Annotated in this window: 16 protein-coding genes and 1 other RNA gene; 10 read left to right on the top strand and 7 right to left on the bottom strand. The window is 41.7% G+C overall.

Annotated elements, in window-relative coordinates; genetic code table 11:
• The 5 genes from CSX02_RS13535 to CSX02_RS07765 all read left to right on the top strand — a co-directional run.
• Positions 1-226: hypothetical protein (locus CSX02_RS13535; protein ID WP_189281428.1), on the top strand; the 226-nt coding region annotated here is incomplete at its 5' end.
• 2 nt (positions 227-228) lie between these two features.
• Entirely contained in the window at positions 229-1,068 is an 840-nt protein-coding gene (locus CSX02_RS07780) for a hypothetical protein (protein WP_099386252.1), read from the top strand.
• Positions 1,061-1,627 carry a hypothetical protein gene (locus CSX02_RS07775; RefSeq protein ID WP_099386251.1) on the top strand — a complete coding sequence of 189 codons (567 nt, stop codon included), beginning with the start codon at positions 1,061-1,063 and terminating at the stop codon, positions 1,625-1,627. The genes CSX02_RS07780 and CSX02_RS07775 overlap by 8 nt, the downstream gene beginning before the upstream one ends.
• A complete protein-coding gene (locus tag CSX02_RS07770) occupies positions 1,624-2,439 on the top strand; it encodes a hypothetical protein (protein WP_099386250.1) in 816 nt (271 codons plus the stop codon). Before CSX02_RS07775 ends, CSX02_RS07770 begins: the two co-directional genes overlap by 4 nt.
• A gap of 3 nt (positions 2,440-2,442) precedes the next feature.
• Positions 2,443-3,075 carry an ATP-binding cassette domain-containing protein gene (locus CSX02_RS07765; protein WP_031542107.1) on the top strand — a complete coding sequence of 211 codons (633 nt, stop codon included), beginning with the start codon at positions 2,443-2,445 and terminating at the stop codon, positions 3,073-3,075.
• 51 nt (positions 3,076-3,126) lie between these two features.
• On the opposite strand, the gene CSX02_RS07760 is transcribed toward CSX02_RS07765, so the two are convergent.
• From CSX02_RS07760 to CSX02_RS07730, 7 genes are read right to left on the bottom strand one after another with little or no spacing between them, the layout of a single operon-like run.
• Positions 3,127-4,188 carry a type IV pilus twitching motility protein PilT gene (locus tag CSX02_RS07760; RefSeq protein ID WP_031542110.1) on the bottom strand — a complete coding sequence of 354 codons (1,062 nt, stop codon included), beginning with the start codon at positions 4,186-4,188 and terminating at the stop codon, positions 3,127-3,129.
• Positions 4,189-4,205: 17 nt separating this feature from the next.
• Positions 4,206-4,760, bottom strand: a complete 555-nt coding sequence (locus CSX02_RS07755; protein WP_031542113.1) for a hypothetical protein — start codon at positions 4,758-4,760, stop codon at positions 4,206-4,208.
• A complete protein-coding gene (locus CSX02_RS07750; protein WP_099386249.1) occupies positions 4,750-5,208 on the bottom strand; it encodes a hypothetical protein in 459 nt (152 codons plus the stop codon). Before CSX02_RS07750 ends, CSX02_RS07755 begins: the two co-directional genes overlap by 11 nt.
• Positions 5,205-5,705, bottom strand: a complete 501-nt coding sequence (locus tag CSX02_RS07745; protein WP_051637792.1) for a DUF4860 domain-containing protein — start codon at positions 5,703-5,705, stop codon at positions 5,205-5,207. The genes CSX02_RS07750 and CSX02_RS07745 overlap by 4 nt, the downstream gene beginning before the upstream one ends.
• Positions 5,706-5,709: 4 nt before the next feature.
• Positions 5,710-6,009: a hypothetical protein gene (locus tag CSX02_RS13915; RefSeq protein WP_242970444.1), complete on the bottom strand. Its 300-nt coding sequence runs from the start codon at positions 6,007-6,009 to the stop codon at positions 5,710-5,712.
• 9 nt (positions 6,010-6,018) lie between these two features.
• Positions 6,019-7,056 carry a type II secretion system F family protein gene (locus CSX02_RS07735; protein WP_099386248.1) on the bottom strand — a complete coding sequence of 346 codons (1,038 nt, stop codon included), beginning with the start codon at positions 7,054-7,056 and terminating at the stop codon, positions 6,019-6,021.
• 9 nt (positions 7,057-7,065) lie between these two features.
• Entirely contained in the window at positions 7,066-8,016 is a 951-nt protein-coding gene (locus CSX02_RS07730) for a transglutaminase-like domain-containing protein (protein WP_099386247.1), read from the bottom strand.
• Positions 8,017-8,174: 158 nt separating this feature from the next.
• Here CSX02_RS07730 and mscL point away from each other — a divergent pair, with 158 nt between their 5' ends.
• The 5 genes from mscL to CSX02_RS07705 all read left to right on the top strand — a co-directional run bounded on the left by mscL (position 8,175) and on the right by CSX02_RS07705 (position 11,282).
• On the top strand, positions 8,175-8,591 hold the full coding sequence (gene mscL, locus CSX02_RS07725; RefSeq protein ID WP_099386246.1) for a large conductance mechanosensitive channel protein MscL: 417 nt from the start codon (positions 8,175-8,177) through the stop codon (positions 8,589-8,591).
• Between the two features lie 67 nt (positions 8,592-8,658).
• On the top strand, positions 8,659-8,901 hold the full coding sequence (gene secG, locus CSX02_RS07720; protein ID WP_099386245.1) for a preprotein translocase subunit SecG: 243 nt from the start codon (positions 8,659-8,661) through the stop codon (positions 8,899-8,901).
• 62 nt (positions 8,902-8,963) lie between these two features.
• Positions 8,964-9,431 (top strand): SsrA-binding protein SmpB, encoded by a 468-nt coding sequence (gene smpB, locus CSX02_RS07715; protein WP_031542129.1) that lies wholly within the window; start codon positions 8,964-8,966, stop codon positions 9,429-9,431.
• Positions 9,432-9,462: 31 nt separating this feature from the next.
• Positions 9,463-9,803, top strand: a transfer-messenger RNA (tmRNA) gene (ssrA, locus tag CSX02_RS07710).
• Between the two features lie 78 nt (positions 9,804-9,881).
• The gene (locus CSX02_RS07705) at positions 9,882-11,282 is read left to right on the top strand and encodes an MATE family efflux transporter (protein ID WP_099386244.1); all 1,401 of its coding nucleotides are present in this window, start codon (positions 9,882-9,884) and stop codon (positions 11,280-11,282) included.
• Positions 11,283-11,523 lie beyond the last annotated feature (241 nt).

Below are 11,523 nucleotides of genomic sequence, written 5' to 3'. Positions count from 1 at the left end.
ATATTTTAATTATATGGGGACGATAGATAATGATCATAATGCATTTCTATTAAAAATTGAGCCGGGCGAGAAAAAAGATATTCGGGTTGGATATTTTATTGCAGATGATTTCTTGGATGAATGTAAGGATCTTTATCTTGATGCAACCAATAGTAACACTACGAATAATGAAAATAAAATATACTATCCAATTCCGGGAGTATCGAAAGAAAAAGGTGAAAATTAGAAATGTGGAATTATATTAAAATTGAATTACGAAGAGGATTTTGGAATCGAAATATGTTATGGGCGCTTCTTGCGGTTCTTTTGATTTCATTTGGTCAAATCGCATTGGATGTTTTCCCGATGCTACAATATCTTAAACCAATTACAGCAGATACACCTGCGAAGGAAATTATGTTCCCGCATACTGTATTTGAAAAAGGAATATGCTTTAACCAATCAAGTTCATTAACCTATTACTTTTACATGATTCTTCCAATTTTTTGTGCGCTTCCTTTTGGTGGCGTGCTATTCCATGACTGGAAGAAGGGCTATACGAAAAATGTATTTACCAAAACACCAAAGGTTAACTATTATGTTTCGCAATATGTGACAGCTTTTTTGACGGCAGGAGTGATTTCTTTGGTTCCGGCAGTGATTAATACTCTGGTAACGGCACTGCTTCTCCCTTCCACCTTCCCATATCCGGGAATTGGTTATGTAGGCATTTTTTCGGATTCTCTTTTAGCTTCGGTGTATTATACAAATCCATATTTGTATTTATTAATCTATTTAATCATTGATTTTGTTCTGTTTGGATTGTTAAATACGATGGCATTATCTTTTTCCTATTTTTTAAAAAGTGAGTTTTCTGTTGTGATGTTTCCATTTTTGATTTTTCAATTTCTCTATTTTTTCAGTGTGTTTTTGAAGGTTGGAAATTGGTCATTATTTGCAGTTACAATACCGACACAGCCTGAGGGGAATGTTTCGTGGATTACGATTGTAGTTTACTTGATTTTAATGCTCTTAATTGATATGTTTGCAATCTGGAAGTATGTACAAAGGAAGGATCATTATGAATAGATGGGGAAGTAAAAAAAGGATTATTTGGATTGCGGTGATAATAATTCTGATAGCATTTGCTACAATTGGTTATGTCATACGCTTTCGGCAGTTAAATCAGCAATATTCGATTGGGACCTGTGAGATTGTTCAAGCCGGTGAAAGCGTTATTGTAGATGAGATACAATATACGGTCCTTTCCGGAGAACTAATAACAGCGGAAGAATATGCCAAGCGATTAAATACGGACATGAGTCTGTTAGGCCTTGCTGCAGGGGATATGGTTCCAATTGTACAAGTTCAGTTATATAATGGGGCATCGGAAGAAAAGTCGATTATGAATATGTTCGACGGTAGCTTTTTGTGTGACTTATGGTCAAATGGAGTGGATTTTGAATTGATGGAAGATATGACTGGCGTTTTAGAAGCCAAAGAAACGAAAATTATTACCGTTTCAGCCATTATGACCAAATCGGACTATCAGGCTAAGAAAAATGATAGTTGGCGACTTCGTATTATGGGATGGCCGGCTCGCGTTGAAATGAGTATTCCTATGAGTGTGGGGGAGAATGTGAAATGAAAGGGATTATAAAACATGACTGGTATTCCGGATTACTTGGTAACTGGAAGCAGTTGTTCATTATTTCTATTGTATTCTATATGTGTGGCCTGATTGCAGATACATTTGCAAATTCTTTTGGGGTTGCTCCATTTTCATTTATGGAAAATTGGATTTATGTAATGCAGGGATGTGCTCCATGTAGCCAGACTATGCAAACCGGGGCACAGTTTGACCTTCCGATTATCTGGATGATTCTGCAAATATTTTTGGCATATATAATCGGTGGATATCCATTATATGATTTGCAGACTTATGGTATTAATTTAATGGTCCGAACCAAGAGCCGAAGCAAATGGTGGATTGGAAAAGTTTTGTGGGTGATGGAACTGGTAGGAGTCGTCTATCTGCTAGGAGCGTTGATGATTGCAGTGGTTACTATGTTGTCAGGTGGAAGCGTTTTGCTGGTTCGACCGGAAGCTGCGGGCGTGTTAAAGGGAGATTATTCTGTTTTTAACGGTATGGGTCTTGCACTGATTGGATTTATTCTTCCAATGTTATCATCGATTGCAATCTCAATGATACAGCTTCTTTTGATTTTTTTGTGTAATCATTTTGCAGCATATGCAGTTGTTTTCTTGTTTATAATATTAAGCGTGTTCTATAGCGGCCCAATTTGGATTTACGAGAACGGGATGAGCATACGATCAAATGCGTTTGTATATGATGGATCTTTTGTGAACCGTATAATTGGATTGGTAGTGGTGATAGTTGTAACCAGTGTGGCAGGTTGCTTTGTGATGAAAAGAAGAGATATTTACGGAGAAGTGTGAGATATGAAAGTAGAATTAAAAAATGTAACCAAAATTATTCAGAAGAATGAAGTACTAAAAGGAATCAATTTAACTTTTGAAGGTGGAAAAATCTACGGACTTCGCGGAAAAAACGGTTCCGGAAAAACAATGCTGATGCGTGCAATCAGTGGACTGATTACATTAACGGATGGTGAGATTATCATCGATGGAAAGCGGTTGGGAAAAGATATGTCTTTTCCGGAAAGTATTGGAATCCTACTCGAAAATCCATCGTTTATCGATAATTATTCCGGCTATCAGAATTTAAAGGCGCTTGCGGATATGAACCATTTGATTTCAGAAGATGAAATTCGAAAGACAATTCAAATGGTTGGTTTGGATCCTAATGACAAAAAGAAATACAAAAAGTATTCTCTGGGAATGAAACAAAGACTTGGAATTGCTGCGGCAATTATGGAAAAACCAAACTTGCTTCTTTTGGATGAGCCAATTAACGCAATTGATGAAAAAGGCGTGGAACAGATTCGAAAGATACTATTCGATTTAAAGAGTGAAGACAGAATTATCATAGTAGCTTGTCACGATCGAGAAGAATTGAATCTCTTGGCGGATGAAATCATCGAACTCCAGGAAGGATATATCTTAGAAAAATAGAATCGAGAAAAGGATTGCTTTTAGAATATCTAAAAGCAATCCTTTTTTATATTATCCGACATTCAGTCGTTTGATCATCATCTCCGGATTGACAGATTCTGCAATGGCAGTTCGCTTGTCTATGATACCGGACTTATATAAATTATAAATGCTGGTATCCATCGGAATCATATTCTCAGACTGAGAAGCATATATAATGCCATCAATCTGATGAACTTTACCTTCGCGAATCAGATTGCGGATTGCCGGTGTCAGTACCATGATTTCAAAGGCCGGAACCATGGAGCCATCTACGGTTGGTAGCAGTTTCTGGCTGACAACCGCCTGCAGAACAGAAGCTAGCTGTACTGAAATCTGATGCTGCTGTGTTGCCGGGAATGCATCCACAATACGGTCGATGGTATTGGCTGCACCGATGGTATGTAAGGATGAAAAGATTAAGTGTCCGGTTTCGGCAGCGGTAACAGCAGTATTGATGGTTTCATAGTCGCGCATCTCGCCAAGCAGAATGACATCCGGGCTTTGACGGAGCGCGGCACGGAGCGCAGTCAAATAACTTTCGGTATCGGAACGGATTTCACGCTGCGATACAATACTCTTGTTGTGGCGATGCAGATATTCCAGCGGATCCTCCAATGTAATGATATGTTCTTCCTGCTCGCGATTGATTTTGTCGATGATGCAGGCAAGTGTAGTTGATTTTCCGCTTCCGGCAGGTCCTGTGACGAGAACCATTCCATTTCCGGTATCGGCCAGGTCCATGACACTTGCCGGAATTTTTAATTCCTCCGGAGAAGGGAGATTGAAGACGATGATACGAATGACAGCAGAGTAGGAACCGCGCTGCTTGAATGTGCTGACACGATAGCGGGAAATGCCCGGAATCGCAAAGGAAAAATCATCATCACCGGTTTCTTCAAAATGAGAAATGTCGCGATCGGCGAGCTTATAAATTTCCTGGATGAATTCATGGGTATCATCAGCGCGTAAAGTGTGATCGTCCATTGATTCCATGACACCTAAATGCTTATATTTGATTGGCAACATTGGAATGATAAAAATATCTGATGCGCCCTGTAAGGTTGCTTCTTCAAGAATTTTTTGTACGTCCATAGTTTTTTATCCCTTTCTTATTTGTTTGTCGAATCGTTATCGTCGCTCCCAATCAGATGCAGACTGTCGTCTACCTCGTCGGAATTGTCATAATGATTACTGGTCCATTCTTCAATGGTATAAAATCCGTTGGAAATCTCATTGGTCGAATGAACACGCACCGTTACCGATAGATATTGCATATCGGAGAATGGAATCTCCCAATGTATTCGCACCTGACGCGTTTTTTCATCAAAGTTTACATCACCAAGCGTGGTGGTAGACAAGTGATCCAAAAGAATCGTATGAAAATTATCTTCTGTTGGTGCGGATTGGTAAATGTTTTGCAGGATCAAATCCAGTTCCTGTAATTTACTATAGGATTTTTCCTCTGCTTCATAATATCCGGTTGTTTTTTCCGCAACCTTTTTGCTGAGCTTTAAATCGGAATTGGCTGTAATCAGTGCCAGCACACCAAATGTCATAATGCTCATCATGACAAAGGTCAGCAGAATGGTCGGAAAACCAAAATTGGCAAAAGAAAAACTTTCTTTTCGTTTGCGAAGCTCCGGAGGTGTATTTTTAAAATACATAAGCCACCTCCTTTGCATTATAATGGCAAGCCCTCAGCTTGTAGATGGAATGGTTGTCTGCATCGAAACATTCGATTTCAATGGCTGATCCACTGAAAGCCAGTGCAGAAGCATCCACTTGAGAAACAACAACTTTATATTTGTGCTCGTCGCGAGAGGCTTCCGTAAAATCATCACTCAGATAAATGATGCCTTGTGCATCAGACAAATTGCAATTCGGATAATGCTCTTTGATGGCATCCATCTGACCATCGCTGCTTTGATACATATCCGCGATATCCGCGCATATGCTGACTGCCTGATGCAATTGCTCCGTCTGATTGGTCAGACGGTGTGCTTTGATAAACAGATTTAATATAACGATTAACAAAATGGCAAATAGCAGAATATCCAGTAATATTTCAAGCAGAAATGCATTTGCCATCTGATGTTTTCGAAGCGGTTTCATGATGCCTCCTTTCCGGTCGGGCAATTCAGCTTGATAAAGAGATTGCGTGAAATGCCTTCTTCATCCGTATAGGAGATTTTGAGCAGGTCATCATCCACCAGCTCCGGGACCAATGATTTTGCAGGAATCAATTGCGTCCCTGAATCCAGAGAAACTGCGGCATCATCGACGGAGGTAAGCTCACAGATATAACCGTCATAGCAATATACAAAAGTGTGGATGGTATATCCGTTGACTTCTTCTGTGAAGCGCAATGCGCAGGTGTCGGAGAACTCATCTACGGAAATACTTCCGGCTTTGTCATGCTGATGCACAATCTCCCGTAAATAGGAGTTGGCAGTGCGTGTGCGATAATCTTTTTCCATGACTTCTGTGGTAATCTTGTATTGTTTGGCTACCAGAAGTACCACCAAAATGGCAATTGCCGCAAAGACTGCAAAAAGTAAAACCGCGAATGCCGTATCAATTTTGCGAGAGGAGGATCTTATGCGTTTCATAAAATCAATGCCTTTCTATAATTGTTACATCCGGCCGCAAGTTGGAACCGATGTATTGATAATCAATGTAATAATGCTCGGAATCGTAGGTCAGACCGTAGTGATCGACGAGGTATTTCAAACTCGCCGGATAGGCTCCCTCGAGAGCATAGCATTGCGTGATGCTGCGATTCAGGGCTTTGTTTAAAATATCTGTTTCCTGAGTGCTTTGTGATTGTCCGACTTCATTTGCCGCATAGACAAAAATCGCAAGTACAACAACCATCAAAAGCATAGGAAACAATGCATGAAGTCTTATTTTCATAGCGTTCTCCTAACCAATGCTTTGCATGATGCCAAGGAGCGGTAACAGGAATGAAATCAAAATCAATCCAACGAAGAAGCAAAGAATGATGACAAGCGTCGGCTCGATGGTTGCAATGGCACGGGAGATGCGCTCGTCGGTATCTTCTTCATAAGCTTCTGAAATGCGAAGCATAACGGATTCCATGTCTCCGGTCCGGTATGCAATTGCAATCCAACTGGAATAAACCTTTGAAAAAATGCCGGATTTTTGTAATGCATTCTCAAAATTCTCTCCATGTTTGATATGCTCTTTGCATTTCTGAATGCGTTGTTCCATATGAGGATTGTTGACAAGGCTCAAAGCCATATCGAGTCCTCGATCCGTATCCAGACCGCTGGCAAGGCTCAGATACATGCTGTTTGCAAAACGGCTGGCAGCAATGCTGATATATAATTTGCTGCCCTGGAACATCACACGCCCAAAGTGCGTATGGAAGATAATCAAACCGGCAGTGACAAGTACCAGAAACAGAATGACAATCACTGCAAGATAGCGATTCATGTTGGTGCTGATGGTCAAAAGCGTGCGCGCGACACCGGTCAATTCACTTCCGAGTTCTTCGTAGATATTGGCAAAAATCGGAAGCACCTTGGTCATCAATACGATGATTACCACAACCATGAGCATGGTCATAATCAGTGGATAGAATGCTGCACGCCGAATGCTGGTGCGAATCTGATCCTCGCGCTCATAGTAGGTGGCAAGCGATGCGAGGACATTGTCCAGACGTCCGGTTTCTTCGCCGAGCTGAATCATTTTGACCATATATTCCGGGAAGCAGTCTACTTCCTTGAGCGCCTGGTTGAAACTGACACCGGTTTCCATCGGCTCATAGAGCGATTCGTAGAGCGCTTTGGTATTTTCGTCTTCGGCTTCTCCCATCAGGATTGAGATACCGTAATAAATTGGAAGTCCGGCAGAAATGACCATCCCGATTTGCCGGCAGAAATTGGCAAGTTCGACTTCGTTGAGCCGAATCGATTGTGTTTTTTTCTTCAAGGACATAATTCCCTCCTAATATACATACTTCGTAATATAACTGTCATCATCCGCCGTAAAGCTTTCCGGCGAAGAACTCGTCGCAGCAAATGTCGGATCCATTAATTTCCAATCTTTGCCATCGAATTCAATGACGCCGTTGATCCAGCCGACATCCTCGACATAGGTTGAAATCCAGGCATGATATTCTTCACCTTTGTAGCCGACCTCAAGTCGTGTTGGGATGCGCTGGCTGCGGAGCATGGTTGCCATGACCGCGGCATAATCGAAGCAGATTCCGGTGTTGATGGTAAAGATTTCATCTACATCCGGCAGATATCCGCTTTGGACATTGGCTGCTTTATCGTAATCGTATGTGAAATTTGCAATGATATAATTGTAGACATTGGAAATGACATCCAAATCTTCATTGGCCGGATATGCCAGTTCTTTTGCCTTCGCAATCGGAAGCGAGGAGGCGGTAAAATTGACATATTGACTCGGATAAAGATATGGGCCGAATTCGTTGCCCGATTCTACAGAAATCGAAGCGGACAGTACGGCTGCATACTCGTCGCCCGTGATGTTTTCATATACGACAACTTTGTAGTCTCCGGAGCCTGCAGTCAGAGGGAATGTCTCATATCCCTTGCCGGACAGGTTATAGGTATAAGTGACGGCATCTGCTCCGGTAATCTGCAATTTGACCTTTGCATTGCTACCGGTGTAATTGACCATTAGATAACCCTCCGATGCATTAGAATAGTCAATTACGGCGACGTCACTTTGTTCGACCGATTTCCCGTCAGCGGATGGCACCAATACAGTTGGTGTATTATCGCGGGATCCCTTTTGAGACTGGGAAGTCTGCGAGCTGGACCCGGATGGCTTGGGCGGAGTTCCCGGATCAGGTTGCGGATCCGAACCGGACGAACATGCCGTTATGAAAAAGCACAGGAGCAGTATGAGAGGGATTGCTCTTTTCATACACTTCTCCTAATATACTTTCTGTTTGATGTATACATTCTTATTATAATGCTTTTGCATATTCTTGAAAATAATAAATTGTTACTTTTGCTTGCTTATGATATAGTATATGCGAACGGTTTTTACAGGAAACTTTATTTTGGAAGGAGAAAGAACAAATGAAAAAGTTTGCAAAAGAATTCAAAGACTTTATTAGCAGGGGCAATGTAATGGATATGGCTGTCGGCATTATCATCGGTAGCGCATTTACCGCAATCGTGAATTCACTTGTGGCGGATATTATCAATCCGATTCTGGGAATTTTCGGCGGTCTTGATTTTAGCGGTTTATCGGTAAAATTGAGAGGCGATTCCGTTTTGACATATGGTAATTTTATTACCGCAATTTTGAACTTCCTGATTATGGCACTGATTGTCTTTTTGATTGTGAAAGCACTCAATAAGGCTGCAACCATCGGAAAGAAGAAGGAAGACGGTACTCCGGCGGAACCGACAGAAAAGGAATGCCCATACTGCAAGAGCATGATTCCGATTGGTGCTACAAAATGTGCACACTGTACTTCGGATTTGTCTTGAAATCGTAATGGAACTATGATATACTTGTCAAGTTGATAAGTGACATTACATGGTAGGAGGAATATCCGTGGATATTTTAAGAACGATTTTAACAGTTATTTTTATTTTAATTAGTTTATTTCTCGCTGTAGTAATCCTGATGCAGGAAGGAAAGTCTGCAGGACTTGGAGCTATCAGCGGTGCAGCAGATACATACTGGGGTAAAAACAAGGGCCGTTCTATGGAAGGTATTCTTGTGAAACTTACCCGCGCAGCAGTGATTCTGTTCCTGGTTCTTGCAGTTGTATTGAACCTTGGAATCTGGTCATAAGCAAAGTCATGGACCTGCATTATCGCAGGTCCTTTTTTATGAAATAGAAAGGAGATGCCGGGATGGGAAAAGAGACCAAGAAGCTGATTGCCAACAACAAAAAAGCCTATCATGATTATTTTTTGGAAGAAAAATATGAAACCGGCATCGCACTTGCCGGAACGGAGGTAAAATCACTCCGAATGGGCAAGGGGTCCATCAAAGAAGCGTTTGTGCGCATTCAGGATGGCGAAATCTATTTATACGGTATGCATATCAGTCCTTATGAGAAGGGCAATATCTTCAACAAAGATCCGCTTCGGCCTCGGAAACTCCTGATGCATCGTTCGGAAATCAACAAGATTGCCGGCAAGATTAAGGAAAAAGGATTTACGCTGGTGCCGGTAGAAGTCTATTTCAAAGGGTCTTTGGTAAAAGTGGAGATTGCTCTGGCAAAGGGAAAAAAATTGTATGACAAGCGCCAGGATATTGCAAAGAAGGATATGAAGCGCGAAGCGGAAAGAGACTTCAAGGTAAAAGCAAGAGCCTGATTTGCCGATAAATGTATTGTAAAATGAATATGGGCTAGTAAAGGTTTCGACGGGGGAACTGAAACTGGAGAAGCGAGTCGTATGGCGATGCGTTAAATGGCCAAATTAAAATTAAACGCTGAAGATAATTTAGCATACGCTGCCTAGTTGCAGCAGTCTGACCTAGTGCACTCACACATTAGGACCCAGGCTTCGACTATGTGAGAAACGACTTATGCAAAGCTTTGCGCATAAGGGCGTATCATGAAGCTACCAAACCCACTCGGTTGTTTGTTCCTGAGTGGCAGAGGGAATGATTAAGAATAAACTACACTCGTAGAAGTACAGGGGATTTTCTTTCGGACACGGGTTCGATTCCCGTCTAGTCCACTATGATCAAAAGATGAAAACAGCATGATTTAGCATATCATGCTGTTTTTGCACTAAATGAAAGGCAGGATACTTTGCTCAATGCGAAAGTTTAAAGAAAAATTTATCGGAGATCGGGCATTTTATGCGACCGTTCTGGCAATTCTTGTGCCGATGGTAATTCAGAATGTGGTTACCAATTTTGTCAGCATGCTGGACAATATTATGGTGGGACGCCTTGGAACTGCGCAGATGAATGGTGTTTCAATTGCAAATCAGTTCATCTTTATTTTTAATATTACCATCTTTGGTGCGATTGCCGGACCGACTATTTTTGGTGCGCAATTTTACGGAAAACAGGATCATGAAGGACAAAAGCAAACGGTGCGGTTTCGTATTCTGATGGCACTTGTGATTACGGTAGTATTCGCGCTGATTTATATGATTTTTGCGGAGCCGCTACTTTCTCTGTATATTGCAAAAGATGATGATCCGTTGATGATAGCGGAGACTTTGCGCTATGGCAAGGAATACATGCGCATCATTATGGTCAGCCTGTTGCCGTTTGCGCTGGGACAGGCATATGCATCGGTGGTGCGCGAGTGCGGCGAGACAAAGGTGCCGATGTATGGTTCGATGGCTGCGGTCTTTGTCAATTTAATATTGGATTACGGATTGATTTTCGGTAAGCTTGGAATGCCGGAGATGGGGGTTGCGGGCGCCGCAATCGCGACAGTGGTTGCAAAATTTATCGAGGCTGCGGTGGTCATCGTGTGGGCACATCGCACACCGGAGCGCAACCGTTATATCGTGGGCTTATACAAGGGCTTTGCAATCAATCCGCATTTGCTGGTGCAGATGATTCGCCGTGGTACACCGCTTTTGATCAATGAGTTTCTCTGGGTGGTCGGAGTATCTGTGGTATCACAATGTTATTCCATTCGCGGACTGGATGTGGTTGGCGGCAGAAATATTGCCAATGTCATCACCAACCTGTTCGGAGTGGTATATATTCAGATTGGATCAGCAACATCCATCATCCTTGGGAATAAGCTTGGAGCCGGCAAGATGGAAGAGGCGCGGGATACGGATAACAAACTGTTGCTGTTTAGCATTATTGTATCGATTACCGTCTCGGTTGCAATGCTGCCGTTTGTATATATCTTTCCGCAATTGTATAATACGACGGATGAAATCAGAGCGCTTGCAAGCTATATCATTTTGATTACAGCGGTTGCGATGCCGATGTGGGCATATACGAATACCTGTTATTTTACATTGCGAAGCGGTGGAAGGACCGGATTGACTTTTTTATTTGATTTTGTATTTGCATGGGCATTTCAGATTCCGTTGTGTTATTTCCTTTCCTATCATACGGACATGAATTTCAAACTGCTGTTTGCAATCATTACCTATACGGAAATCGTCAAAGTAATCCTTGGATATTTCATGGTGCGCAGTGATTTATGGGTACAAAATATTGTAGATAAAGAAGAAGTATAAAAAGAAACCTTTGTCTGCCAAATGGCGGACAGAGGTTTTTTTGTGCATAAAAAAGGTTACCATTTACAGTCTGTTTTATGACATCCTCAGCCCATAAACCCGCTAAAACCTTCACATTTTGCGAATATTTTAGACTTTCAATATGCAAAAGACACTTGTCAATCAAGATGCGAGCTTTTGCATATATGAAAACCTGATATGTAATGACCTTTGTCAAGAGGCAACTAGGGTTCGTATGCAT

Origin of the sequence: Agathobacter ruminis, from assembly GCF_002735305.1 — a bacterium.
GTDB lineage: Bacteria > Bacillota > Clostridia > Lachnospirales > Lachnospiraceae > Roseburia > Roseburia ruminis.
This window is presented reverse-complemented; position numbering and strand designations above follow the sequence as displayed.